The 25,020-nt window shown below is 72.9% G+C and carries 18 protein-coding genes and 2 pseudogenes; 8 read left to right on the top strand and 12 right to left on the bottom strand.

The window, feature by feature from the left end; all coding sequences use genetic code 11:
* Positions 1–237: 237 nt before the first annotated feature.
* On the top strand, positions 238–2,619 hold the full coding sequence (locus ACZ4O3_RS22265; protein ID WP_467723798.1) for a SpoIIE family protein phosphatase: 2,382 nt from the start codon (positions 238–240) through the stop codon (positions 2,617–2,619).
* Between the two features lie 18 nt (positions 2,620–2,637).
* On the opposite strand, the gene ACZ4O3_RS22260 is transcribed toward ACZ4O3_RS22265, so the two are convergent.
* The 5 genes from ACZ4O3_RS22260 to ACZ4O3_RS22240 form a co-directional block, all read right to left on the bottom strand.
* Entirely contained in the window at positions 2,638–4,458 is a 1,821-nt protein-coding gene (locus ACZ4O3_RS22260; RefSeq protein WP_467723797.1) for a stealth family protein, read from the bottom strand.
* A 16-nt stretch (positions 4,459–4,474) separates the two neighbouring features.
* Positions 4,475–6,172, bottom strand: coding sequence for a stealth family protein (locus ACZ4O3_RS22255; RefSeq protein WP_467723795.1), 1,698 nt, complete (start codon positions 6,170–6,172; stop codon positions 4,475–4,477).
* 153 nt (positions 6,173–6,325) lie between these two features.
* Positions 6,326–8,500 (bottom strand): RNA polymerase recycling motor ATPase HelR, encoded by a 2,175-nt coding sequence (gene helR / locus ACZ4O3_RS22250; protein WP_467723793.1) that lies wholly within the window; start codon positions 8,498–8,500, stop codon positions 6,326–6,328.
* Positions 8,501–8,589: 89 nt separating this feature from the next.
* Positions 8,590–9,822, bottom strand: coding sequence for a glycosyltransferase (locus ACZ4O3_RS22245; protein WP_467723792.1), 1,233 nt, complete (start codon positions 9,820–9,822; stop codon positions 8,590–8,592).
* A gap of 197 nt (positions 9,823–10,019) precedes the next feature.
* Positions 10,020–10,568: an RNA polymerase sigma factor gene (locus ACZ4O3_RS22240; protein WP_362732774.1), complete on the bottom strand. Its 549-nt coding sequence runs from the start codon at positions 10,566–10,568 to the stop codon at positions 10,020–10,022.
* Positions 10,569–10,614: 46 nt separating this feature from the next.
* On the opposite strand from ACZ4O3_RS22240, the gene ACZ4O3_RS22235 reads away from it, so the two are divergent.
* From ACZ4O3_RS22235 to ACZ4O3_RS22215, 5 genes are all read left to right on the top strand, one after another.
* Complete coding sequence (locus ACZ4O3_RS22235; protein WP_467723790.1) at positions 10,615–12,012, top strand: serine/threonine-protein kinase; 1,398 nt, start codon at positions 10,615–10,617, stop codon at positions 12,010–12,012.
* Between the two features lie 126 nt (positions 12,013–12,138).
* Positions 12,139–12,849, top strand: a complete 711-nt coding sequence (locus ACZ4O3_RS22230) for a DUF4232 domain-containing protein (protein WP_467723788.1) — start codon at positions 12,139–12,141, stop codon at positions 12,847–12,849.
* Between the two features lie 219 nt (positions 12,850–13,068).
* Entirely contained in the window at positions 13,069–14,325 is a 1,257-nt protein-coding gene (locus ACZ4O3_RS22225) for a polysaccharide deacetylase family protein (RefSeq protein WP_467723786.1), read from the top strand.
* 58 nt (positions 14,326–14,383) lie between these two features.
* Entirely contained in the window at positions 14,384–15,643 is a 1,260-nt protein-coding gene (locus ACZ4O3_RS22220; RefSeq protein ID WP_467724050.1) for an arsenic transporter, read from the top strand.
* 16 nt (positions 15,644–15,659) lie between these two features.
* Positions 15,660–16,151: a universal stress protein gene (locus ACZ4O3_RS22215; RefSeq protein ID WP_467723785.1), complete on the top strand. Its 492-nt coding sequence runs from the start codon at positions 15,660–15,662 to the stop codon at positions 16,149–16,151.
* 12 nt (positions 16,152–16,163) lie between these two features.
* Here ACZ4O3_RS22215 and ACZ4O3_RS22210 read toward each other — a convergent pair whose 3' ends face one another.
* Complete coding sequence (locus ACZ4O3_RS22210; protein WP_467723783.1) at positions 16,164–18,023, bottom strand: RICIN domain-containing protein; 1,860 nt, start codon at positions 18,021–18,023, stop codon at positions 16,164–16,166.
* Positions 18,024–18,474: 451 nt separating this feature from the next.
* A pseudogene (locus tag ACZ4O3_RS22205) lies at positions 18,475–19,356 on the bottom strand (helix-turn-helix domain-containing protein).
* 85 nt (positions 19,357–19,441) lie between these two features.
* On the opposite strand from ACZ4O3_RS22205, the pseudogene ACZ4O3_RS22200 reads away from it, so the two are divergent.
* Positions 19,442–20,223 (top strand): annotated as a pseudogene (locus tag ACZ4O3_RS22200) (phytanoyl-CoA dioxygenase family protein).
* 31 nt (positions 20,224–20,254) lie between these two features.
* Here ACZ4O3_RS22200 and ACZ4O3_RS22195 read toward each other — a convergent pair.
* The 3 genes from ACZ4O3_RS22195 to ACZ4O3_RS22185 all read right to left on the bottom strand — a co-directional run bounded on the left by ACZ4O3_RS22195 (position 20,255) and on the right by ACZ4O3_RS22185 (position 22,330).
* Positions 20,255–21,223, bottom strand: coding sequence for an aldo/keto reductase (locus tag ACZ4O3_RS22195; protein ID WP_362728538.1), 969 nt, complete (start codon positions 21,221–21,223; stop codon positions 20,255–20,257).
* Positions 21,224–21,317: 94 nt separating this feature from the next.
* The gene (locus ACZ4O3_RS22190; RefSeq protein ID WP_467723781.1) at positions 21,318–21,851 is read right to left on the bottom strand and encodes a flavoprotein; all 534 of its coding nucleotides are present in this window, start codon (positions 21,849–21,851) and stop codon (positions 21,318–21,320) included.
* A gap of 20 nt (positions 21,852–21,871) precedes the next feature.
* On the bottom strand, positions 21,872–22,330 hold the full coding sequence (locus ACZ4O3_RS22185; RefSeq protein ID WP_362728534.1) for a nuclear transport factor 2 family protein: 459 nt from the start codon (positions 22,328–22,330) through the stop codon (positions 21,872–21,874).
* A gap of 95 nt (positions 22,331–22,425) precedes the next feature.
* Here ACZ4O3_RS22185 and ACZ4O3_RS22180 point away from each other — a divergent pair, with 95 nt between their 5' ends.
* Entirely contained in the window at positions 22,426–22,977 is a 552-nt protein-coding gene (locus ACZ4O3_RS22180) for a TetR/AcrR family transcriptional regulator (RefSeq protein WP_467724048.1), read from the top strand.
* 508 nt (positions 22,978–23,485) lie between these two features.
* On the opposite strand, the gene ACZ4O3_RS22175 is transcribed toward ACZ4O3_RS22180, so the two are convergent.
* Both ACZ4O3_RS22175 and ACZ4O3_RS22170 read right to left on the bottom strand, forming a co-directional pair.
* Complete coding sequence (locus ACZ4O3_RS22175) at positions 23,486–23,686, bottom strand: ferredoxin (protein ID WP_362732144.1); 201 nt, start codon at positions 23,684–23,686, stop codon at positions 23,486–23,488.
* 12 nt (positions 23,687–23,698) lie between these two features.
* The gene (locus ACZ4O3_RS22170; protein ID WP_467723779.1) at positions 23,699–24,940 is read right to left on the bottom strand and encodes a cytochrome P450; all 1,242 of its coding nucleotides are present in this window, start codon (positions 24,938–24,940) and stop codon (positions 23,699–23,701) included.
* Positions 24,941–25,020 lie beyond the last annotated feature (80 nt).

Raw genomic sequence — 25,020 nt, 5'->3', positions numbered from 1 at the left:
TCACAACTGATCGTGGCCAAACAGAATCTGACGCCGTGCCACGTGCGGCGGTCAAGGGTCCGGAAGCGGTCGGCCCCGGATTTCGTCCCGTCGACCGGCCCTTGTCCGGCTCCCCGGACGGATCCGGTCCCGGCCGACCGGCCGCCGGCGCCTGCCGGTCACGGGTGGGTCCGACGCACTAGGCTGAACACCTGTGGTGCACCTGTTGACGGAGAGTGTGCGCTTGGGAGTGGCGAGATGAGCCGGGTCTATCCCTTCGACGATGCGGCGACGGCCCGGGCCGTCATCGACGAGGACGGCACACTGGCCGAGTGGAACGAGGGCGCGCGACGGCTCCTCGGCCACCCGGCCGACGAGGTCGTGGGCCGGCCCGCGGCGCTGCTGCTGGCCGGGGTCCCCCCGCCGGTGCCCGTCGGCGACCGCTGGGACGGCACTCTCGAACTCCGGCACCGGGACGGCCGTACCGTCCCGGTCTGGCTGGTCGCCCACCACCGCACGGCACACGACGAGCGTGCCGGGCGCTGGCTGGTCTTCTCCCCGGTGCCGGGCGACGTTCCGGCCGCCCTGGACGATCCGCTGGCCACGGCCGCGCTGATCCAGTCGCCGTGCGCGATCGCGGTCTACGACGAGCGGCTGCGGCTGCGCCGGGTGAACGACGCGATGGCCGAGGTCATCGGGCTGCCCGAGGAGCGGATCAAGGGGCTCAGGATCACCGAGATCAGCGGCAAACCGCAGAGCGAGGAGCTGGAGCAGGACATGCTCCAGGTGCTGGCCACGGGCCGCCCGCTGGACGTACAGAGCTACCTGCGTACCGGCGGCGAGAAACGGACACACGCCTGGCTGGCCCGGATGGCGCCGGTCACCGACGCCGCGGGGCGGGTGCAGGGGGTGAGCCTGGCCGCACACGACATCACCGAGAACTACCTGGCCAGGAAACGGCTCCAGCTGGTCAACGAGGCGAGCGTGCGCATCGGCACCACCCTGGACGTCAGCCGTACGGCCCAGGAGCTGGCGGACGTCTGTGTACCGGCCCTGGCCGATTTCGTCACCGTCGACCTGCTCGACCCGCCGGAGAACGGCGCCGACCTCCCGACCCGGCTGAACGCTCCGGTCACCCTCCGCCGTATCGCGCACCAGTCCGTGCTGCCCGACGTCCCCGAGGCGGTGCTCAAACCCGGTCACAACGAGTCCTACCCGGCCTCCTCCCCGCAGGCGGACTCGCTGACCGCCGGGCACACCATCGTGGCCCAGGTGGCGTCCGGTGAGATGACGCAGTGGCTGACCTGGCACGGGCCGCGCGCGGAGCGGGTGCGCGAGTTCGGCATCCACTCCTCGATGGCGGTGCCGATCCAGGCGCGCGGCACGACGCTGGGGGTCGCCGTGCTGACCCGGCACCGGCGGCCCGACCCGTTCGGCCCGGACGACGTGCTGCTGGCCGAGGAGATCACGGCCCGGGCGGCCGTCTGCATCGACAACGCCCGCCGCTACTCCCGCGAGCGCGAGACCGCGTTGGCCCTGCAGCGCAGCCTGCTGCCGCGGACACTGCCGCACACCGCCGCCCTGCAGGCCGCCTCCCGCTACCTGCCGGCCGCCCGGGCCGGGGTGGGCGGCGACTGGTTCGACGTGATCCCGCTGTCCGGGCTGCGGGTCGCCATGGTCGTCGGGGACGTCGTGGGCCACGGTGTGCAGGCCTCGGCGACCATGGGCCGGCTGCGCACCGCGGTACGCACCCTGGCCGACATCGACCTGGCCCCGGACGAGCTGCTCACCCACCTGGACGACCTGGTGGTCCGGCTGTCGGAGGAGCTGGGCGGCGAGGGCAGCCCGGGCGAGCTCGGCGCGACCTGCCTGTACGCCGTCTACGACCCGGTGTCCCGGCACTGCGCCATGGCCCGCGCCGGTCATCCGCCGCCCGTCGTGCTGCGCCCCGGTCACCGCCTGCACGAGGTGGACCTGCCCGCCGGTCCCCCGCTGGGCCTGGGCGGGCTGCCGTTCGAGTCCACCGAGATCGAGCTGCCCGAGGGCACCGTGCTGGCCATGTTCACGGACGGCCTGCTCACCTCCCAGCAGCGTGACCCGGACGCCGGACGCCGGCTCCTCCACGAGGCGCTGGCGGCCTACAGCGACTCGCTGGACGAGACCTGCGACCGGATCCTGCACGCTCTGCTGCCGTCGGGCGGCGCGGCCGACGACGTGGCCCTGCTGCTGGCCCGTACCCAGGGCCTGCCGCCGTCCCGGGTGGCGACCTGGGACGTGCCCGCCGACCCCGCCCTGGTCGCGCCGATCCGCAAGCAGGTGGTGGAGCAGCTGGAGGTGTGGGACCTGACCATGGCCGCCTTCACGGCGGAGCTGGTGGTCAGTGAACTGGTCACCAACGCCATCCGCTACGGCGCCCGCCCCATCCGGCTCCGCCTGATCCACGACACGACCAGGCTGATCTGCGAGGTCTCCGACACCAGCCACACCGCGCCGCACCTGCGCCGGGCCAAGACCTGGGACGAGGGCGGCCGGGGCCTGCTGCTGGTGGCGCAGCTGACCGAGCGCTGGGGCACCCGGCACAACGGTGAGGGCAAGACGATCTGGGCCGAGCTGTCGCTGTTCCCGCAGGAGGTCGCCTAGCGGCGGTCGCGGGCCTGGTCAGTCATGGCGTTGTGCTTCCTTTCGCACCGGCTGGGTGGGGATCATCGTCGTGAGCGGGGCGGCCGGGCGGGCGGTGTCGCCCGGCGCTCCCTCGAAGCGGCTCGCGAACGGGTACTTCCGGTCCAGGAAGGCGTGGATCGCGGCCTGTGCGGCCCCTCTGGTCTCCGGGGGCGTCTCCACGTCGTTGAGGCAGAAGAAGTCGACGTCCTCGCCGGCCGTCAGACGGGCCAGGCGGCGGCGCATGTCCGGGGTGCCCAGCTGGACGTAGCGGAAGCGGTAGTCGGCGGGGACGGCCCGGCCGGTGGCCATCGCCCAGTGGTGGTGGAGCGTGGACGCGGGTGCCACGTCGGAGGTGGCACGGAAGCGCGAGTAGGTGGTCCGTTCGAGTTCCTCGATCCCGAGGCTCTCCATCTCCCGCATGACCGAGAGCAGTTGGGGGTGCGGGGTGTGCAGCGACTTGTGCGTGATCTGTCTGCCGTGGAAGCGCCTGATCACCTCACGGGCGTTCTTGCCGGCGGAGTTCGGGGCCGGTTCGAGCGGGTGCGGGTCACCGACTCCGAGTTTCAGGGGGGAGAGCGGGATCCGGGCGATGCCGTTGCCGTGGAAGAAGTGGCCGGGTCCTACCGGGCGGTTGATGAAGACGTCGTCGTTGAAGTAGAGGTAGTGCTCCGACAGCCCGGGGATGTGGTGCAGACGGCTTTCTATCGCATGGGAGTTGAAGACGGGGAGCGCGTCGGCCGGGAGGATGTCCCGGTGGTCGATCACCGTCAGACCCTCCGCGTCCGCGTCCAGCCAGGCGGGGATCTGGGAGTCGGTCACGAGGTAGACGCGCCGGACGAACCCGGCGTACATCTCCAGTGAGCGCAGTGCGTACTTCAGTTCGTCATGGCTGGTGTAGCGGGAGGCGCCGGTCTCGCGCGGAGCGATGACGTTGTCGGAGAGTTCCTGATGGGCGCGGCGCTTCGCGGCCATCGCCGGGTCGTCCCCGTCGACCCAGGTGTACACGGCGTCCACGGGGAACAGCACCTCGTCGATGCCCGGCTCGGCGAAGGTCGGGACGGTACGGCCGCGGCCGGCCGCGGGCCGCCGCGCGGTCACCGGCAGCACCTCCGCCACGGCGTTGCGGCGCGGGGCGACGAGCGCCGGGCCGAAGACGTCCGGCAGCCTGCTGCCGGGCACGGTGAGCCAGACGGGGTCGGCGGCGGTACCCGGGGCGCCGCCCGCGACGGTGCCGAGGTCACGGCCATGGCGCCAGAACTCGATCTCGCATCCCGTCTCGAGGCCGCTGAGCACCTGGCCGGCCGGGCCGAGGCGCACCACACCGGTGCGGAGCACCGGGGCCCGCCGCACGGCCCGCGGCAGCCTGTCGTCGGCCCACAGCACCGCGGTGGTCAGGGTGCCGTCCGGTCCGACGGCACCGACGTACCCGGCGGTGCCCGCGAAGCGCTGGGCGGCCCGGGCGAGGACCGCGCCCCGGTACGACTCCTCGACGCCCACTACCTGTCCCGGCGCACCGTGCCCGTGCTCGGAGGGAACCAGGAAGTACGGGACGCGCAGCCCTTCCAGCAGGGTGCAGACGCGTTCGAGATCGGCTTCGAAGGCGTCCGAGGCGGTGTACGCGGCGACCGTACGGCCGTACAGCCGCGCCGGTCCCAGGGTGATCCCCCGGGTTCCGGGCACGGCGGCCCGCAGGCGTCGTCGGGCCCGGGTCGCGCGCAGCGCCCAGAGCCTCGCCGACAGCCAGGCCCACAGGCGCGTCAGAAGGCTCCCGGCGGCCCGCAGGCCGGCGGGCGCACTGAAGCGGTGACGGATGTCCATGCCCCCCGGTCCCCCGTCAGTCCTGCTTCTCGAAGGGGCTCGCGAAGGGGAAGTAGTCCTCCAGGAACTCGCTCATCCGGACTCCGACCCGCTCCCGTTCCTCGGGCGCCACGTCGACGTCGTTGAGGCAGAAGAAGTCGAAGCGGCGGTTGCGGCGCAGATCGGCCAGCCGGGCCTCCGCGTCGGGGCGGCTGATGTTGACGTACCGGAAGCCGAACCGGCCCGGCACGCCGCGGCCGGTCATCAGGGCGTACTGGTAGAGCAGCGGGGCCGTCAGGGCGATGTCCTGCGGCGACCGGAAGCGGGACGCCGTGGTGCGGCGGATGTCCTCGGGGAAGAGCTCCTCCAGGGCCTGCAGTGTCTCCCGTTGCTGCGGCAGCGGGGTGTGCATGAAGTTGTTCGTGGTCATCCGCCCGAACTTCTCCAGCAGCAGCCGGCGGACGTTCTTGCTGGCGGAGTTGGTGGCCGTCTCCTCGGCGTGCGGCTTGCCGACGCCGATCTTGAGCGGGGACACCGGGATCTTCATCAGACCGCTGCCGTGGAAGAAGTGCTCCGCGGTGACCCGGCGGCCGACGAACACGTCGTCGTTGAAGTAGAGGTAGTGGTCCGACAGGCCGGGGATGTGGTGCAGCCGGGTCTCGATCGCGTGCGAGTTGAACACCGGCAGGACGTCCGCCGGGAAGATGTCGCGGTGGTCGACGACCGTGATCCCCGCGGCGCTGTCGTCGAGCCAGTGCGGCTTCTGGCCGTCGGTCACGACGTAGATGTGGCGGACGAAGTCGGCGTACATGGCGAGCGAGCGCAGCGAGTACTTCAGCTCGTCGTGGCTCGTGTAGCGGGAGGCGTTGGTCTCCTTGTCCAGGATCTCGGCGGTGCCGCGCTCCTGGTACCGGGCGCGCTTGGCGCGCATCTGGGGCTCCTCGCCGTCCACCCAGGTGTATACGACGTCGACGGGGAAGGTGACGTCGTGCACGGTCGGCTGGGTGAGCGCGACGAAGCTCGGCAGTTCCCGGTCGCCGATCCGCACCACGGCCGGCTTCTGCTCGGACGCCGGCAAAACGTCCGTGATGCCGTTGTTCCGCGGTGCGACGAGGGACTCCGCGAAGATGTCCTCGGACGCCTGCGGCTGGACCGCGGCCAGCCGCCGCGGGCCCTTGTCGGAGGCGAGGAGTTCCGCCCCGTCCTCCCAGAACTCGACGTCGCAGGCGAGCTCCGGGCCCGCGAGCAGCTGTCCCGCGGGGCCCAGGTGGTTCTCCCCGATGCGCAGGACCGGCGCCGTGCGCAGCGCGGCGGGCAGGGCGCCGTCCATGAACAGGGCGGGGTGCTTGAGCTTCCCGCCGGGCAGCGGCCTGCCGATGAACACCGCCGTGCCCGCGTTCCGCGCCTCCAGTGCGACGAGGAAACGCTCCCGGTCGAGGGCGTTCACGCCGAGGGTGTGGCGGGTGCGCGAGGCCGGCACCAGGAAGTAGGGGATGCCTTCCTGCTCCAGCACGGCGAGGACCAGGCCGAGGTTGGCGGCGGCCGCCTCGGCGGCGGTGAACCGGGTCACGACCCGCCCGTAGAGCTGCTGTCCGCGCACCGCCACCGGGCGGAGCACCGGGTCCGTGACCGCTGCCCTGCGGCGGCGGCGCAGGGTCCGCAGCTCCCACACCTTCTCGGCGGCCTTCCGCTCGACTCGCGGTCGTACCCGTCGGGCAAAGGAACGCACCGTCACGTTCTGAGCTCCTCTACATCAACCTCAACACACCCTTGCGTTAACCAGACGGACACCTGACGCGAATGGTTGTAGAAGATTTCTCAGAAAATTAAGGAAGGACCGAACCTGGACACAACCAGCTCATACCTGCGTGTGGTAAGGGTCACCTCCTCATGAGGTGCCCGTCAGGACGACCAGCTGCCGGGTCGCCCGGGTCATCGCGACGTAGCGGTCGACGGCGCCCTCGACGCCGGTGCCGAAGTCCTCCGGGTCGACGAGGACGACCAGGTCGAACTCGAGCCCCTTGGACAGCCCGGGGGTGAGCGACCGGACCCGGGGTGTCCCGGTGAAGGCCGGGTCACCGATCACACAGGCGATGCCCTCCGTGTGCGCGGCTAGCCAGCCGTCGAGGATCGCGGTCAGCCGGCCGACGGATCCGTGGACGACGGGCAGGCCGCTGCCGCGGATCGAGATCGGCACGTTGGCGTCCGGGAGCGCGGCCCGGATGACCGGCTCGGCCTCCGCCATGATCTCTTCCGGTGTGCGGTAGTTGATGCTGAGCGAGGCCAGGGTGATCCGGCCGAATCCGACCCGTTCCAGGCGTTCCCGCCACGATTCCGCGAATCCGTTCCTGGCCTGGGCGCGGTCCCCGACGATGGTGAAGCTCCGGGACGGACAGCGCAGCAGCAGCATCTGCCATTCGGCGTCGGTCAGCTCCTGTGCCTCGTCGACCACGATGTGGGCGAACGGACCGGCCAGCAGGTCCGGGGCGACGGCGGGCAGCTCGGACTCGTCGACCAGGCTCACCTCGGCGTCCTCGCCGCGCAGCATCCGCACCAGGCCCTCGCCGTCGTCCCCGTCGGCGCCGGAGTCGACGGCGGCCCCGATCAGGTTGTCGACGACCTGTGTCATCCGTTCGCGCTGGGCGGCGAGCGCGGCCTCCTGCCGCTGCCCGCGCCGGGCCGCCGCCGGGTCACCGAGCCGCTGCCGGGCCGCGTCCAGGAGCGGCAGGTCGGACACGGTCCAGGCCTGGGCGTCGGCGCGCTGGAGCAGGCGGACCTGGTCACGGTCGAGCCAGGGGGCGCACAACCGCAGATAGGCGGGCACCGACCACAGGTCGCCGACCAGGTCGGTGGCCTCCAGCAGCGGCCAGGCCCCGTTCACGGCGTCGGTCAGCTCCCGGTCCTGCTGGAGCGACCTGCGGAACCGCTCCGGCGGGACGTCGTCGCCGGTGTGCCTGTCCAGCAGGATGGTCGTGAGTTCCTCCCAGATCTGCTCACGGCCCTCGTTGTGCGGGGTGCCCGGACCCGGTGCCCGGAACGCGTCGGCCCAGTCGTCGGCGCTCAGCCACAGGTCACCCCAGTCGGTGGCGACCGTCATGCCCTCGGCGGGCGGCTCCTCGTAGAAGCGGACGGCCGTCTCGACCGCCCGCACCAGGTCGGCGGACGCCTTCAGCCGGGCCACCTCCGGGTCGGCCTCGGGCACCGCCGCGGCCCCCTCGTCGACGAGGTCGGCCAGGACGCAGGTCTGCACGCCCTCCTCGCCGAGGCTGGGCAGCACGTCGGAGACGTAGTCCAGGTAGGGCCGGTGCGGGCCCACGAAGAGCACCCCGCCCCGCCGGTGCCCGAGGCGCGGGTCGGAGTACAGCAGGTGCGCGGTGCGGTGCAGGGCGACGACGGTCTTGCCGGTGCCCGGGCCGCCGTCGACGACGAGGGCGCCCCTGGATCCCGCGCGGATGATGGCGTCCTGGTCGGCCTGGATGGTGGCGAGCACGTCCCGCATCCGCTCCGACCGGTCGGCGCCGAGACTCGCGATGAAGGCGGACTGGTCGTCGAGCGCGGCGTGCCGCTCGAGTCCGTCGTCGGTGAAGACCTCGTCCCAGTAGTCGCTGATCCGGCCGTCGGTCCAGCGGTATCTGCGGCGGCTGCGCAGCCCCATCGGGCCGGCGTGGGTGGCCGCGAAGAACGGCTCGGCCGCGGGTGACCGCCAGTCGAGCAGCAGCCTGCGGCCCGCGCTGTCGGTGAGGCCCAGCCGCCCGATGTAGGCGGGCTCGGGGGCGTCCGCGCCCACGATGCGCCCCAGGCACAGATCGAGCCCGAAACGGCGCAGGGTGCGCAGCCGCCCGGTCAGCCGGTGGACCTCGATGTCCCGGTCCATCGCGGCCCGGCCGGTGCCGCCGGGGGCCTTGAGTTCGGCGTCGAGGCGCTCGGAAAGGTCGGCGATCGTCTCCTCCAGGCAGCGCGCGATCGCCGCGAAGTGCCGCTCGTCGTCGGCGATCAGGGCCGGATCGGCCTTTGCGGAGAGGTGGTCGGGGAGGTCGAAGGCGCGGGTGGTCAGGGGGTTCACTTCATCAGCTCCGTTGGGGTGCCCGGTGCGGCGACGGGCCCGGGCGGTGGTGGCGGGCGCGGGTGCGAGCGGCTCGGCTTCCGGACGGTTCACGCGGAGACGGGCGGAGGTTCCCAGCCGGTCCGGTCTGTCCCGTCGGTCCCGTCGAGCAGGAGGCGCGCGGCCACCGTCGCGCCGTCGGTACGGACCTCACCGGCCACGGCGGCCGCCCGGGCCCGGGTCCCGGGGGTGAGGGCGGTCGCCAGCGCTGCGGAGAGGGAGTCGGTGGTCGGGGCCGGGCCCTCGTGCGCCGCGCCGATACCGAGTTCGGCCACCCGGGCGGCCCAGTGCGGCTGGTCCACGATCTGGGGGACGATCACCTGGGGCACGCCGGCCAGCGCGGCGGTCGTCGTGGTGCCCGCGCCGCCGTGGTGGACGACGGCGGCCACGCGCCGGAACAGCGCCTGGTGGTTGACCTCGCCGACCGCCAGGCAGTCGTCCCGGCCGTCGATCGGGGCGAGGTCGGCCCAGCCCCGCCCGACGAGCACCCGGCGGCCCCGGGCGCGCACCGCCTCGACGGCCACCCGGGCGGCGTCCGGCGCGCCGCGCATCGCCATGCTGCCGAAACCGACGTACACCGGTGGCTCGCCCGCCGCCAGGAAGGCCACCAGCGCGTCAGGAAGGGGGCGCTCGTCCGGCAGCAGCCACGCTCCGGTCTGTACCAGGTCGAAGTCCGTCAGGTCCTGCCACGGTCCGAGGACCGGGTCCGCGGCCAGCCACGGCCGGCCGGTGAGGACGTGGTCACGGACGTCGTCCACCGGGGGCAGTCCGATCGCCGCCCGACGGGTGTTCAGGGCCTCGCCGTACAGCGCGTCCACCCGCTGGGCGTCCACCTTCCACAGCGTCCGCAGGTCGGCGCCGGGCGGGGCCGGGCGTCCCGGGCGGCCGGCCGGCGGGAAGTACGGGGACGGCATCCCGAACGGGTGGGGGCACGCGAAGACGTACCCGGTCCCCAGTCTCTCGGTCACGGACCGTACGCCGGCCGGCAGCAGGCCGGTCGCCACCACCACGTCACACCCCTCGGCCGCCGCCGCGACCGCGTCGAAGTGCGCGGCGACCAGGTCGGCGGCGAGCCGGAACGCGTCCGACGGCTGCGGATCCGGCCGCGTCACCACCGAGCGCACCGACGGACCGAACGGCACGTGCGGCACGCCCGCCCGGGCCAGCAGCTGAGCGAACTCCTGGTCCGGCGGGGCGCACACCCGTACCTCGGCGCCCAGTCCGCGCAGCGCCAGTCCCAGTCCCGCCAGGGGTTCGACGTCCCCGCGCGACCCATATCCCATCAACAACACACGCACCTGGTGAATCCCCCAAAAACCGCTGGTTCTCGCTTCGGCCTGCGATTTTGCGGGACGAGGGGGGCCTTGCCGCAAGCCCCCCTGTGCGCTATAAGTTGAGAGTGGCGAGGAGAGGATGAACTCCTTGCCCTATTTTTTTGCCCGGCCCGGCCCGGCCCGTCACGGCGCAGCCGCCGTTCTGGTCACGTCGCGCTCAGCCAGGGCCGGACCTGCTTGCGCGCCTCGTGCAGCCGTGACTTCAGCGTCCCAAGCGGAATCCCCACCCGTTCGGCGACCTCGGCGTAGTCCAGCTGGCAGATGTCCCGGTAGACCAGCGGAGCGACCAGCTGCGGATGCTCCCGCTCCAGCCGGTCCAGCGCCTCGAGGAGATCGATCCGGGAACCGGCGATCACGCTGGTGGTGCGCGGGTCCACGTGCTCGGCCGGTTCGATGGTCGCCGGCTGCTCGGCCGACCGGCGCTTGAGGTCCCGGTACTTCTGCCGGGAACAGTTGGCGACGACCGTGTACAGCCAGGTGCTGAAGCGGCTGCGGCCCTCGAAGGTGGAGATCTTCCGGGAGATCTGCAGCAGCACGTCCTGGGCCGCCTCCTCGGCGTCCTCCCGGCACGGCAGGAACCGTCCGCAACGTCGGACGACGTCGGGCCGGACCTCGGTCAGCAGCTGGTTCAGGGCCAGCTGGTCGCCCGCGGCGGCCCGCCGGGCGAGGTCTTCGGTCAGCGCGGCGTCCGGCACGGGAGGTCCCCCTCGAAGTCGATCTCAGGGCAGGCATGATAGTCGTATGCAACCCCTGGAGCGGATCGGCCGCTATCGCCTCGAACGGCGCCTGGGCACCGGTGCCTTCGGGACGGTCTGGCTCGCCCACGACGACCAGTTGGACGCCTCGGTGGCGGTGAAGGTGCTCGCCGACAACTGGTCCCACCGTCTCGACATCCACGACCGCTTCCTGTCCGAGGCGCGGCTGCTGCGCCGGGCCGACTCGAAGCGGGTGGTGCAGGTCTACGACATCGGTGAGCTTCCGGACGGGCGGCCGTACTTCGTGATGGAGTACGCCGACGCCGGCACCCTCGCCGATCTGCTCGGAGCCGGTCCGCTGCCGGTCCCCGACGCGCTGCTGCTGACCGCGCTGGCGGCCCGCGGCGCGGCGGACCTGCACGGGGCCGGGATCGTGCACCGGGACATCAAGCCGACCAATGTGCTGCTGCGCACCGCGCAGGACGGCACCCGGCGGGTGCTGCTGGCCGACCTCGGACTGGCGAAGAGCCTGGCACAGGCGTCGGGGCTGACGCTGGCCGCGGGTTCCGCGGGCTATCAGCCGCCGGAACAGGCCGAACCGGGCGAGGGCATCGACGCCCGGGCCGACGTGTACGCGCTGGGCGCGGTCGGCTACGAGCTGGTCACCGGGACGGTGCCGGGGGCGCCCGGGAAGGTGGTGCGGCCGGAGCGGCTGCGGCCCGGCCTCGGGGACGACGTCCAGCGGGCGCTGATGCGGGCCCTGGAGCCGGACCGGCAGCGGCGCTGGCCGTCCGCGCAGGCCTTCGCGGACGAACTGGACCGGCTGGCGGCGGCCGCGGCGGCCCGCCGGCCACGGCGCCTGGACGGCGTCCGCCGACGGCTCAACGCCATCACGCTGACGGTGGCCGCGGTCCTCACGGCCGGGGGTACGGCCCTCGCGGTCACGCTGGTCGACCGGCACGGCTCGGCGGGCGACGAGACGAAGGTCACCGACTCCACCGGGCGGGTGGTGGCGCAGGTGCCGTCCGGGTGGGCGGGCGAGCTGCGCGACTCCGGCTGGAATCCCCGGGCGCTCGGGCTCGCCGCGGGGCACGAGCCCGGCCTCGAGGTCGCCGACGACGTGTCCGAGTGGCAGGACCTGACCACGGCGGTGAACGGCGTCTTCATCGGCGTGAGCGAGCACGGCGACGTCACGGCCAGGGTGAACGCCCTGTCCCACGGGCAGTGCCACTACGACGGCAGCCGCGCCTTCACCAGCACCCTCTGGAAGGGCCGGGTCCGCACCTGGAGCGGCTGTTCCGGCGCGGGCGGCTCGATCCAGGAGGCGGCTCTCGCCCCGGCCGACGGGGACGACCAGCCCCAGGTGTACGTACAGGTACGGCAGAAGGGAGCGGCGGACGACACGGCCACCGACGGCATACTCCGGTCGATCCGGGTCACCTGACCCGACGAATCACGGCGTGCCCCCGAACTTTTCGGCCGTTTCTCGCATCGGATGGGAGTGACGGCGCACGGAGCGCCTCGGGCACGCCTCGCAGCGTGCCGCGAACATCCAGGAAGGTGGAGAGACATGGCGCACACGTCCCAGTCCTGGCGGCGCGGGGCGGCCCTGCTCGCGAGCACGGTCGCCGCCCTGGGCCTCCTGACCGCCTGCGGCAACGACAGCCCCGGCAAGTCGCCGGAGTCCGTCTCGGGCACGGCCGCGCCCGCGACCGGCGACTCGGCGGGTTCGAGCGCCTCGGACAGCGGCTCCGCGCCGTCGGGCGCGGGATCCTCGTCGGCGTCCCCGGGCACCGGCTCGTCGACGGGCGGCGGTTCCTCGGCCGGTGGTGGCACGACGACCGCCGGCACCGCGTCCGGCAGCCGCTGCCGCACCTCCGAGCTGACCGCCTCGGTGGGCGGCAACGACCCGGGGGCCGGTCAGGAGAACTTCCCGATCGTCTTCACCAACAAGTCGGACCGCACCTGCACCGTCCGCGGCTTCCCGGGCGCCGCCTTCGTGAACGCCGCCGGCACCCAGCTCGGTGCCGATCCGCAGCGGGAGTCGGGCAGTACGCCCACGACGGTCACCCTCAAGCCCGGCCAGAGCGCCTGGGCGGGGCTGACCTTCTCCAACCCGGAGATCAGCGGCGCCAAGACGGCGGCCCCGGCCGCGCTGAAGGTCACCCCGCCGGACGAGCGGGACGCGTTGAAGGTCACCTGGAAGGGCGGCACGGTCCCGGTGTCCGGGAACTCCTCCTCGGTACGGCTGACCGTACTCAGCGCCGGTACCGGTGCCTGACCTGCTGCGACACCGGCCGCCCGGGGCCTGATCCCCGGCACCCGGACCCCGCTGCCCACCCCCCGGGCAGCGGGGTTCGTCATGTCCGGGCCACGACTGTCACAGGCGTGCTACACGCGCTCCCGGCGCCGATCTTTTCCGCCGGGCCGCCCATCGAACCCGTCGACCACACAGGAAGCGGGCCCCGCGAGGGCCCGGACGACGGAATCGGGGACGGACATGAGCGGCATCTCCCGCAGGCGGATCCTGACGGCGGGCGCGACGGCGGGCGCCCTCGGCGCACTGGGCGCGGTGTCGGGCTGCTCCAGGGGCGAATGGTCGGTGGACGGCGGCGGTTCCGCCGCGGCCGGCGGCAGCGGCAGCGCCGCGGCGGCCAGGCCGCTGAAGCTCATCGGGGACGGTTCCACCGCCGACACCGGTGCCCAGCCCCATCAGCCGAAGGCGGCACGCCTGGCGGCCGGCGCCAAGCCGCCGCAGTTCGTGGTGTTCTCCTGGGACGGCGCCGGCGAGCTCAGCAACCAGCTGTTCTCCCGGTTCCGCAAGGTGGCCGCCGGCCACGGCGCGAAGATGACGTTCTTCCTGTCCGGCATCTACACGCTGCCCGAGGCCAAGAAGGACCTCTACCGACCGCCGCAGCACGAGGTGGGTGCCTCGGCGATCGGCTACCTCTCCGACCGGCACATCCACAACACGCTCCAGCAGGTGCGCGCCGCCTGGCTGGAGGGCCACGAGATCGGCACCCACTTCAACGGGCACTTCTGCGGCAGCGACGGCGTGCGCAACTGGTCCCCCGCCGAATGGCGCAGCGAGATCGACCAGGCGGTCGGCTTCGTCACCAGGTGGAAGACCAACACCGGCTTCACCGACCTGGAGCCGCTGCCCTTCGACTACCGCAAGGAGCTCATCGGCGGCCGCACCCCGTGCCTGGAGGGCCAGGCCAACCTGCTGCCCACGGCGGCCGCGCTGGGCTGGAAGTACGACGCCAGCTCCCCCGGCGGCCTGCAGATCTGGCCGGGCAAGGTGCAGGGCAACCGCATCTGGGACTTCCCCCTGCAGTCCATACCGTTCTCCGGGCACTCCTTCCAGGTCCTGTCGATGGACTACAACATGATGTTCAACCAGTCGGGCGGCAACCCGCTGGGCGACAAGTCCCAGTACGACGCCTGGCGCACCCAGGCCCGCGACACCTACCTCGCGGGCTTCGAGCGCGCGTACACCACCAACCGGGCGCCGTTCTTCATCGGCAACCACTTCGAGCGCTGGAACGGCGGCATCTACATGGACGCCGTCGAGGAGGCGATCGGCAAGATGGCCGAGTACGACGACGTGCGCTTCGTCTCCTTCAAGCAGCTGGTGGCATGGCTGGAGGCGCAGGACCCGGCGGTGCTGCGGACGCTGCGCACACTGAACCCCGGCCAGGAACCGGCCGGCGGATGGGCTGATTTCCTGGGCCCGGCGGGTACCCCATCCTCGTAACCGGGCCCGTCTGCTTACATGGGCGGCCCGCACTTGATCACGCTCCGAGGGACGCGCCCTGAACACCCCGCTCGCCGAGACCCTGTCCGTCCTCCTGCTCGCCGCCGTCCTCGCCTGGGCCGTGATCCGGCCCCGCGGCATGCCGGAGGCGGTGCTCGCGGTACCCGCGGCGGGGGTGGTGATCGCCACCGGGGCGATCTCGCTGGACCACGCCCGGCAGGAGGCCGAACGGCTCGGGCCCGTCGTCGGTTTCCTCGCCGCCGTCCTGGTGCTCGCCCACTTCTGTGACGTGGAGGGACTGTTCCAGGCCTGCGGGGCGTGGATGGCCCGCTGGTCGGGCGGGCGGCCGGTGCGGCTGCTGACCGCGGTGTTCGCGCTGGCCTCGGTGATCACCGCCGTGCTGAGCCTGGACGCGACGGTGGTACTGCTGACGCCCGTGGTGTTCGCGACCGCGGCCCGGTCCGGGGTGCGGGCCAAACCGCACGTCTACGCGTGCACGCATCTGTCGAACACCGCCTCGCTGCTGCTGCCGGTGTCCAATCTGACGAACCTGCTGGCGTTCGCGGCGAGCGGGCTGAGCTTCACCCGGTTCGCCGCGCTGATGGTGCTGCCCTGGCTGGTGGCGATCGGCGCCGAGTACCTGGTGTTCCGGCGGTTCTTCGCCCGGGACCTGTCCTCGGCGGCCCCGGGCGCGCGGGACACCGGCGAGCCGCCCCGGCTGCCGCTGTTCGCGGTGGTGACGGTGGCCTGCACGCTCGCCGGGTTCGTGGTCACCTCCGCGTTCGGGATCGACCCCGCCTGGGCCGCGTTCGCCGGCGCGCTGGTGCTGGCCGGGCGGGCGCTGGTACGGCGGCGGGCGAGCGCGCTGTCCGTGGTGACGGCCGCCGCGCCCGCGTTCCTGGCATTCGTGCTCGCGCTCGGGATCGTGGTGCGGGCGGTCGTCGACAACGGGCTGTCCGACGCGCTCGGGCAGGTGCTGCCGGGCGGGACGGGGCTGCCGGCGCTGCTCGGCGTCGCCGCGCTGGCCGCCGTACTGGCGAACATCGTCAACAACCTGCCCGCGGTGCTCGTGCTGCTGCCGCTTGCCGCGCAGACCGGCCCCGCCGCGGTGCTGGCGGTGCTGCTCGGGGTGAACATCGGTCCGAACCTCACCTACGCCGGTTCGCTGGCGACGCTGTTGTGGCGCAGGATCGTGCACCAGCACGATCACGGGGTGGACCTCGGCGAGTTCACCCGGCTGGGCCTGCTCGCCGTGCCGACCGCGCTGGCCGGCGCGGTGGTGGCACTGTGGGGGGCGCTCCAGGTGGTCGGGATCTAGGCGGGAGGCCATGGACATGCGGGTGATCGTCTGGCTGGTCGAGGGGACCTGGCCCGCCTGTGTGGACGCGGCGCGCGGGTGTGCGCGGGACGCGTCCGAGGTGGTGCTGCTGCACGTGACCGAGCCCGGGGTGGCCGGGCTGGCACACGGCGCCTTCGCGGGGCTGCTGGGCCGGGCGGGTTCGGAACCGGACCCGGAGCGCCGGCTGGTGGAACTCGGCGGCACGTCGGCGGCGGAGCTGCTGGACGCCGCCGAGGCCCGGCTGGGGCGGCCGTGCACCCGGCTGGAGCGGACCGGCCGCGTCGAGCGGGAGGTGGTGGCCGCCGCCGAGGGGGCCGGCCTGCTGATCGTCGCCCGGGACGGCGACCGGTCCCGGCTGGGGCCGCACAGCCTGGGCAAGGCGGTGCGGTTCGCCGTCGATCACGCGCCCTGTCCGGTGCTGCTGGTGTGGCCGGAGGGGGCGCCGGACCTGACCACGATGCCGCCCACGCCCCCGCACCGCCCCTGAGCCGGTACCGGCTCAGCGGCCGTGACGGGCACCGCCACCTCCGCCGCCGTAGCCGCCGCCGTAGCCCCAGCCGCCGCCGTTCCGGTCACCGCCGTAGCAGTAGCCCGGGTACTCCTCGCACGGGTTGTAACCGGAGGCGCTGCTCGACGGCGTGGGCTGCGCGGTCGTCCGTGCCGCCGACGGGGTGGGCGTCGGTGCGGGGGGCGTCGCGGCCCTGGCCGTGGCGGTGGCCGACGAGGACGGGCTCGGCGCCGGCGTGGCCTCGGCGTCCCAGTTGACGACCTGCATCTGCAGGTCGGGCTGGGAGGTGTCCATCACCCAGCGCTGGGAGGCGACGTTCGCCCGGGTCTTGACCACCAGGGAGCCGCCGCCGTCGGTGGCGGCCGGCGCGAGCGCCAGATCCTGGTCCCAGCGGGGCACCAGCGCGCCCTGGAGGGTGAAGTCGTAGCGGATGCTCCGGCCGCCGGTGCCGGAGGCGGCCGAGCAGGGGGCGAGCTGGACGGCGTAGCCGAGGTGGGAGTCGAGGCACAGGCCGGGGTCGGCGCCGTTGCGCAGCAGCCCGTCGTTCTCGTACGTCCACTGCTGGCCGGCGGCCGAGGAGCACTCGGCGAGTTCGGCCTCGGCTCCCTTGGCGGGCTTCTTGCCGACCAGGCCGATGCACAGTCCGGACGCGATGTTGTGCAGGCGGCCGCGCAGGGTGCCCTGGGTGGTCTGACTGGTGCCGATCCAGGACGGCCCCGAGCTGGCGGTGCCGGTACCGGGCGTGGCGGAGGGCTTGCCGGCGGCCGCGGGACCGGAGTCGTCGCCGGAGCCGAGCACCGACCACAGCACCAGCGGCAGCACGACCAGCCCGCTCACCGTGCCCACGGCCACGGAGAGGTTGCGGCGGCGCACCCGTCGGGCTGCCCGCTGCCTGGCCCGGCGGGAGAGGGCGGGATGCACCACCAGGTCCTTGCCCGGGGCCTCCTCGGGCGGCCCGAAGGCCTCGCCGCCCGCGAGGCGGCCGCCGGGTGCGGTCTCCGGCTCGGCGGGCGGCTCGGTGCGGCCGGCCCGTGACTCCACGTAGGCACGGGCGCCCCAGCCGAGGACGGCCTCGGCCAGGGCGAGGCCGAGGCTGCTGCCGCCGTTGAACTGCTGGAGCTGGTCGGCGGTGTACCGGCAGTGGGTGCAGCCGCCGAGGTGCTGCTGGAGGTCCCGGTCGATGTCGACGCCCCCGCGCCGGAAGGTCACGTCGATCATCCGGACGTACCGCTGGCACTCGTCCTCGTGGGCGAGTTCGCGGTGCACCTGGAGGCACTCCTCGCGCAGCCGCTCGCGGGCCCGGCGCAGTTCGATCCGCGTGTCCTGCTCGTCGAGGCCCAGCAGCGCGGCGGGGATCGACAGCGGTTCCGACTCGACCTCGGCGTGCCAGAGCACGGCGCGCGAGGACTGCGTCAGCCGCTGGAAGGCGTGGGAGAGCAGCCGGCGGTTCGTGGGCGGGAGCAGCCGGGAGGCGGCCCGCTCCCCCTTGCCGACGCGCAGTTCGGGGTGCAGGCGTTCGCCGCGGCCGTCGTTGTCCCATTCGGCCGCGATGCGGCGGACGGTGACGAGCAGTTGGGGGCGCCAGGCGGCGGTGGGGCCGGCCTGGCGCAGGGACTCGCCGAAAAGCCGGGTGAATGCGGCGGTGGTGAGCATTCCCGCGCCGCGGGGCCCGTCGGTGCACAGCCGGGCGTAGGCGAAGGCCGCTTCCCAGTGCCGGTCGAGAAGTTCACCGACGGGGTGCAGTGCGGGGGTGGCGCCCGTCCATTGCTTGAGCTCGGCGCTGAGCTGCTCGTCGGTGACGTCGAACGGCCGGTCGGGGGTAGGGGAATTCCCCAGGCCTGCGTCATTCACGGCGGCATTCCTTCCAGACGCAACACGTGATGCGGTCCATACCAATTGGTATGTGACCGGTATGCGACCCCGCCGGCTTCATGGCCGGATGGGCTGTTGGGGGTTCGGGGCTCGGACGTCCGCCGTCAGCAGCTCTTTTGAAGCGTGGGGGGCGTACGGGAGCGGCCTCGCGCATGCGGGGAATGGAATTGTCCGCATGCCGACAGGGCACACCTTTGCACAGGCCAGCGCGACAGAACAAGGGATCCCGTGGTTTTGCGGATTGGCCGCAGCCCGGGTTAATTTGACCTCTCGTCAATGAGTGCGTCCGCGCATTGTCGTTGTATCGACATCGTAATTGACGCGAGGATTCGGGCGCGGCCGCTCCGTCATCCGCACCAACCATTGAACCGTCTTCCGACCTGCGCGATCCGCCCGGCGGGCGGCGTCCGGAAACCAATGGCCGCGGGCATTAGGGGCGTTCACCGGAACGGTAGGCGCCGGGTGGGACACCGTATCTTTCTCGGAAAACCCGGTTGAAGTGGAACGGGCTGGGAAATCCGGACGCGGCCGCGACCCGCCCGACGGTCAGGTCGGTGCTCTCCAGCAGCCGGGCGGCGTGTCACAGCCGCGCCTCGCGCGGCGCGCGCATCGGGGGCAGGCCCGTCTCCCGGGTGAAGAGGTGGGCGAACCGGGACGGCGAGAGCGCGACCTGCGCGGCGAGCGAGTCGACGGTGTGCGCAGCGCCCGGGTCGGCGGCGATCAGCTCCGAGGCACGGCGCACCCGCCCGTCCCCGGCGTCCGGCCCCGGAGCCGCGCGGTGTGCGCCGGCCGTCGCGAGCAGCACCACCTCCTCCAGCGCGCACAGGGCGAGTTCGCGTGCCGCGCTGCCGTACGCGACGGCGACGGGCGGTTCGCCGGGCACCGCGGCGGGCGGCGCGCCGCAGCCGGTCCAGCGGGAGTCGGCCGGCAGCCGGTGGAACGCGGTCTCGATCCTGGCGTGCGTGTCCTGCGCAGCCCCGACGGCGAACACGCCGTCGCCCACGGCGCACGGCCCCAGCCACTGCGCCCAGCCCGGGCGGGCCTGGCAGTGCGTCCACCACAAGCGCCAGCGGCGCGCGCCGGGCCCGACCGTGTAGTGGTGCGGCACGCCTGGCGCGAGGACGACCAGGTGGCCGGGGCGGGCCCAGGCCTGTGCGGTCCCCTGCCGGAGCAGGCCGAGCCCGTCCGTGGTCCAGGTGAACAGCCAACTGGCCGACCCCTCGGGCCGGTTGACCCGGTAACCGGGGCCCTGGTCGTAGTGGCCGGTGACGACCGTGCCCGGCGGCGGAGCCGGGACAGCGGTCCCGGGCAATTTCCTCAGCGGTCATGGACATCCTCTCCACGGACGTGTCGGCCTAGCGTGACAGGCCCAGAGCACCGGACCGAGGAGCGCGGGCATGACCGTCACGGGCATCGGCACCACCATGGCGCGGCAGTTCGAGGACGACGGGTTCGCCGTCGTACGCGGGTTGTTCGGGTACGACGAGATCGACCGGTTGTGTGCGGAGTTCGCGGCGCTGCACGCGGCGGGGCGGCCCGTGCCGGGCCACTTCCGGCCGGGGCCGACGGCGGATCCGCTGCACCGGTACCCCCGCGTGACGCAGCCGCACGAGATCAGCGCGCTCGCCCGGCGGTTCCTGCTGGACGCGCGGCTGCGGGTGATCCTGGAGGGGTTGTTCGGGGAGGAGGTGCTGGCCGCACAGAGCATGTTCTGCTTCAAGCCGCCGGGGGCCCGGGGGCAGGCGCTGCACCAGGACAACTTCTATCTGCGGGTGGAGCCGGGGACCTGCGTCGCGGCGTGGGTCGCCTGCGAGGAGATCGGCCGGGAGAACGGCGGTCTCGAAGTGGTGCCGGGACGCATCGGATGGAGCTGTTCTGCCCGGAGGAGTCCGACGCGGAGCTGTCGTTCGCGCGGGAGTACGTGGCACCGCCAACGGGGCTGGTGGCGGTGCCGGTCGACATGGGGCCGGGGGACGTGCTGTTCTTCAACCGGAGTCTGGTGCACGGGTCACAGCCGAACCGCTCCGCCGCGCGGTTCCGGCGGTCGTTCATCGGGCATTACGTGGGGCGGTCGGCGGCGCGGATCGGTTCGTACTACCGGACGTTGACCATGAGCGGGGAACGCGTTGCGCTGCCGGCGAGCGCGGGCGCCGGCCCCTGCGGGACCGAACGGCCGTGACGGGGCCCGCGCCCCTGGCGTGCGGTACGTCTCAGTGGCCGGAGATCGGATGGGGGCCGTACGGCTGCTCCAGCTCTTCGAGTTCCTTGTCGCTGAGTGCCAACTCCACTGCGGCGACCGCGTCCTCGATGTGCCGGGGCTTGGACGCGCCGATGATCGGGGCCGTCACCGGGTTCTGGTGGAGGAGCCAGGAGAGGGCCACCTGGGCCCGGGGGACGCCCCGGTCGCCTGCGATGCGGGTGACCGCCTCGACGATCGCGCGGTCGCCCTCCTGGTAGAGGCGGTTGCCGAAGTTGTCGGTGGCGCTGCGCTCGGTGACCGTGCCCCAGTCGCGGGTGAGGCGGCCCCGGGCCAGCGGGCTCCACGGCAGTACGCCGACGCCCTGGTCCACGCAGAGCGGCAGCATCTCGCGCTCCTCCTCGCGGTAGAGGAGGTTGTAGTGGTTCTGCATGGAGACGAACGCGGTCCAGCCGTGCCGCTCGGCCGTGTACTGGGCCTTGGAGAACTCCCAGGCGTACATCGAACTCGCCCCGATGTACCGGGCCTTGCCCGCCTTGACGACGTCGTGCAACGCCTCCATCGTCTCCTCGATCGGCGTCTCGTGGTCGAAGCGGTGGATCTGGTAGAGGTCGACGTAGTCGGTGCCGAGCCGGCTGAGGCTGTGGTCGATCTCCGTGAGGATCGCCTTGCGGGACAGACCGCCGCCGTTGGGCCCGGGGCGCATCCGGCCGTGCACCTTGGTGGCGAGGACGATCTCGTCGCGCCGGGCGAAGTCGCGCAGCGCCTTGCCGACGATCTCCTCGCTGGTGCCGTCCGAGTAGACGTTGGCGGTGTCGAAGAAGTTGATGCCCGTCTCCAGCGCCTGCCGGATCAGCGGGCGGGACGCCTCCTCGTCGAGGGTCCACTCGTGGGTGCCACGGTCGGGCAGGCCGTAGGTCATGCAGCCGAGGCAGATCCGGGACACGTCCAGACCGGTCCGGCCGAGCTTCACGTACTCCATCGTTGTCTCCCGCCGTCGAGATCACGTCGTACAGAGCCGAGCCTACGTCGGGCGGGCGGCCGGTCCCGTGCGGCGGCGGCGGTAATCGGACGCGTCAGCCGTGCTCCAGCAGGTCGAGCGCCCGTTCCCAGGCGAACTCGGGGCGCCGGCCGTCCGCTTCGGCCCCGCCGGTGTGCGGGTCGCCGAAGCGGACGCCCAGCCCGCGCAGCCGGGTGACGCTCTCCCGGTAGGCGGGGTGGGCGGCCAGCGCGTCGGCGACACACGGCAGAACGGCTGTCGGGACGCCGAGCCCCAGGGCCTCGCAGAGGGTGCCGACGGCAAGGGTGTCGGCGAGCCCGGCGGCCCACTTGTTGACGGTGTTGAAGGTGGCGGGAGCGACGGCCACCGCGTCCGGCGCCGGAAAGGGGCGCGGGTCGCGGGGGCGGCGCCAGGCCGACCGGACGGGTCGGCCGGTGCGCGTCTCGGCGTCGGCGGTGTCGAAGAAGCCGTTCATGGCGACCGGCGTGGCGATGACCCCGACCTCCCAGCCGCGTTCCTGCGCCGCGGTGATCAGCCTGCCGACGTCCGCGGCGACACCGGCCCCGCAGACGACCAGGTAGAGGAAGGGCTTCGAGGACGCGTCGGTCATCCGGGAACCCTACGCGAGCGCTACCGGAGCGGGAACGACCGGCCCCGCTCGGACTCCGGGCGTGGACCGTGGATACGGCGGTCGCCCTCCTCGATCCGGACGTCGTTGATGCTGGCCTCGCGCCGGGTCATCAGGCCGTGCCCGTCGAACTCCCAGAGTTCGTTGCCGTAGGACCGCCACCACTGGCCGGCCGCGTCGTGGCACTCGTACTGGAAGCGGACGGCGATGCGGTCGCCGTCGAAGGCCCACAGGTCCTTGCGGAGCGCGTAGTCGAGTTCCCGGTCCCACTTGGCGGTGAGGAACTCGACGATCTCGGCCCGGCCGGTGACGAAGGTGTCCCGGTTGCGCCAGAGCGAGTCCTCGGAGTACGCGAGCGCCACGCGCTGCGGATCGCGGGTGTTCCAGGCGTCCTCGGCGGCCTGGACCTTCTGGAGCGCGGTCTCGTGGGTGAAGGGCGGCAGGGGCGGACGGTCGGCCATGGGTCTCCTCCTCAAGCGGAGAACGAACGTTCTCCGGGTCGCTGCTAACGTATGAGAACGCACGTTCTCACGTCAAGGAGCCATCAGCAGTGGTCATGGACAGCGCGGTCGCGCGGGAGCAGGCCCTGGACGCCGCCGAGCGGCTGTTCTACGGCCGTGGGGTGCAGTCCGTCGGCATGGACGACATACGCGGCGCCTCCGGGGTCTCCCTCAAACGGCTCTACCAGCTCTTCCCCGCCAAGGAACAGCTCGTGGTGGCCTATCTGGAGCGCCGGGACCTGCGCTGGCGGCGACTGCTCGCCGCGCATGTCGAACGGGAGCCTGACCTCAGGGAGCGGCTGCTCGCCGTCTTCGACTGGCTGGCGGGGTGGTTCGGCGAGGCGGACTTCCGGGGGTGCGCGTGGATCAACGCGTACGGCGAGCTGGGGGCCACCTCCGAGGGGGTGGTGGCCCAGGTACGGGACCACAAGCAGGCCTTCCGGGACTATCTCGGGTGCCTGGTGGCGGACGCGGGACTGGACGCCGCGCTCACCGGGCCGCTGTTCCTGCTGGCCGAGGGGGCGATGGTGACCGCGGGCATCACCGGCACCACGCGCCCGGCCACCGAGGCACGCGAAGCGGCCCGGGAGCTCCTGCGCGACCGCTGAGGCCAGGCACGGAGCGCGCCCGCCGAGCCCGGAGCGCCGAAGGCCCGTCCCGGGCCCGGGCGACCGATGCGACGCCGCCGCCTCCCCGCCGCCCAGACGCAGCAGCACCCCGGCCCCGGGCAACCGGGCCACACCCGGAAACAGCCCCTCCCGACGGACGCCCGGGAACCGCCGCGCGACCCGTGAGGTCAGGCCGGGGCATGTGCTGAGAGCGCGGCCCGGGCGAGGGCGCGGCGGCCGCCGCCCGGCCGGGCGGGGCCGTACGACGTCGACGCGGGTCAGCTCGGCGGCGACCGGGTACAGGCGCTCCCGGGGGCCGCCGAGGGCACGGTACTGGTGCGCCGGCGCTGGTCGAGGGCCGGCCTGGTGGTCGCCCCGCTCGGACGGCTCCGGTACGTCCTGCGGGTCACCGTCGAGGGCGACCGGGTGGCCGTCTGCCAGGTGATCGCCGATCGGGCGCGGCGCGCGGTCCGGAGCCGGCGGTGCTCGAGGCACCGCCGGCCGCCGGCTAGCCCGTCGGTTCCTTGACGGTGATGGCGTGCACCGGGCAGGCCCGGGCCGCCTCCTTGACCAGCGGGTCGCCGCCGCCGTCCGCCATTCCGGGGAGCAGGGTGCTGAAGCCGTCGTCGTCCTGGGTGAAGACGTTCGGGGCCGTCATGGCGCACTGGCCGGCTCCGATACAGACGTCCGTGTCGATGTCGATGTGCATGGCAGGAGCCTCTTACCAGGTCACGGGGAGTTCCAGCATCCCCTGGATCGTGTCGCCGGGTTTGAAGGGAATCTTCTCCGGCGGCGCGGCCAGCCGCAGGTCCGGAAGCCGCTCCCACAGGGTGCGCAGGGCGATCTCCAGCTCGGTGCGGGCCAGGTTCTGGCCCAGGCACTGGTGGATGCCGAAGCCGAAGGCAACGTGGTGGCGGGCCGGGCGGTGCCAGTCGATGGTGTCGGGGTCGTCGTACACGGACTCGTCGCGGTTGATGACCGAGGTCGCGAAGAGCACGCCGTCGCCTTTGCGGATGGTGGAGCCGGCCACCTCGATGTCCTCCAGGGCGACGCGCAGCAGCCCGTCGGCGATGGACAGCATCCGCATCAGTTCCTCGACTGCGGCGGGCACCAGCGCGGGGTCGGCGCGCAGTTCGGCGAGCCGCTCGGGCTGCTGGAGGAGGGTGAAGGTACCCAGCGAGATCATGTTGGCCGTGGTCTCGTGCCCGGCGACCAGCAGGATGAGGGCGAGTGAGACGACCTCGGCGCGGTTCAGGTCGCCCTCGCGGAGCCGCTCGTGGACGAGATCGTCCAGGACGCCTTCGCCGGGCGCCTCGTCCCGGCTCTTGCGGTCGGCCAGGTCGCCCAGATAGGCCTCCAGCCGGTCGCGCGCGTCCAGGGAGTCCGCGGCCGCCGGACCGCGCAGCAGCCGCCGGGACTGTGCTTCGAAGAACTCGTGGTCGGCGTAGGGCACACCGAGCAGGTCACAGATGACCATGGACGGCACGGGCAGGGCGAAGGCGCTCACCAGGTCGGCCGGCGGCCCCTGGGCGATCATCCGGTCCAGCAGGCCGTCGACGATCCGCTGGATGGCCGGCCGCATCTCGGTCGCCCGTTTCAGGGTGAAGTCCGGGATCAGCATCCTGCGCTGGGTCTGGTGCTCGGGGTCGTCGAGGCCGAGCAGGGCGACCTGGCGGCGCTCTCGGACCGCCGCGAACCGGGCGTTCGGCATCGGGAAGTCGTCCCGTCGGCGGTCGCTGGAGAGCCGGGGGTCGGCGAGCAGCGCCCGGGCCGTGCCGTGGCCGGTGACCGCCCACGCGGTGCGGCCGTCGTAGAGGGTGACCCGGGACAGCGGGGTCCCGTCGCGCAGCGGGTCGTAGCCGGTGGGCGGGTGGTAGGGGCAGGTGCGGTCCTGCGGCCAGGCCACAGGGTCGGCCGGGTGGGCCGGAACAGTGGGTTCCGTCAGGTCCGTCAGTTCGTTCATGGAAGACCTCGCAGACGAATGTCGTACGTCGTGCCGATCTTCATTAGATGCTCGGGGCATCTATGGGACGACCGCAAGTT

Source organism: Streptomyces sp. NPDC026515, assembly GCF_055567595.1.
Note: the sequence above shows the minus strand (reverse complement) of the source record. Positions and strands in the feature narration are given on the sequence as shown.

What these genes read in the sequence shown, in the direction of transcription:
- ACZ4O3_RS22225 (WP_467723786.1), top strand. Translation starts at nt 13,069, where the DNA reads ATGAGCGGCATCTCCCGCAGGCGGATCCTGACGGCGGGCGCGACGGCG.
- ACZ4O3_RS22170 (WP_467723779.1), bottom strand. Translation starts at nt 24,940, where the DNA reads ATGAACGAACTGACGGACCTGACGGAACCCACTGTTCCGGCCCACCCG.
- ACZ4O3_RS22245 (WP_467723792.1), bottom strand. Translation starts at nt 9,822, where the DNA reads ATGGGATATGGGTCGCGCGGGGACGTCGAACCCCTGGCGGGACTGGGA.
- ACZ4O3_RS22230 (WP_467723788.1), top strand. Translation starts at nt 12,139, where the DNA reads ATGGCGCACACGTCCCAGTCCTGGCGGCGCGGGGCGGCCCTGCTCGCG.
- ACZ4O3_RS22185 (WP_362728534.1), bottom strand. Translation starts at nt 22,330, where the DNA reads ATGGCCGACCGTCCGCCCCTGCCGCCCTTCACCCACGAGACCGCGCTC.
- ACZ4O3_RS22180 (WP_467724048.1), top strand. Translation starts at nt 22,426, where the DNA reads ATGGACAGCGCGGTCGCGCGGGAGCAGGCCCTGGACGCCGCCGAGCGG.
- ACZ4O3_RS22175 (WP_362732144.1), bottom strand. Translation starts at nt 23,686, where the DNA reads ATGCACATCGACATCGACACGGACGTCTGTATCGGAGCCGGCCAGTGC.
- ACZ4O3_RS22265 (WP_467723798.1), top strand. Translation starts at nt 238, where the DNA reads ATGAGCCGGGTCTATCCCTTCGACGATGCGGCGACGGCCCGGGCCGTC.
- ACZ4O3_RS22190 (WP_467723781.1), bottom strand. Translation starts at nt 21,851, where the DNA reads ATGACCGACGCGTCCTCGAAGCCCTTCCTCTACCTGGTCGTCTGCGGG.
- ACZ4O3_RS22260 (WP_467723797.1), bottom strand. Translation starts at nt 4,458, where the DNA reads ATGGACATCCGTCACCGCTTCAGTGCGCCCGCCGGCCTGCGGGCCGCC.
- ACZ4O3_RS22235 (WP_467723790.1), top strand. Translation starts at nt 10,615, where the DNA reads ATGCAACCCCTGGAGCGGATCGGCCGCTATCGCCTCGAACGGCGCCTG.
- ACZ4O3_RS22195 (WP_362728538.1), bottom strand. Translation starts at nt 21,223, where the DNA reads ATGGAGTACGTGAAGCTCGGCCGGACCGGTCTGGACGTGTCCCGGATC.
- ACZ4O3_RS22215 (WP_467723785.1), top strand. Translation starts at nt 15,660, where the DNA reads ATGCGGGTGATCGTCTGGCTGGTCGAGGGGACCTGGCCCGCCTGTGTG.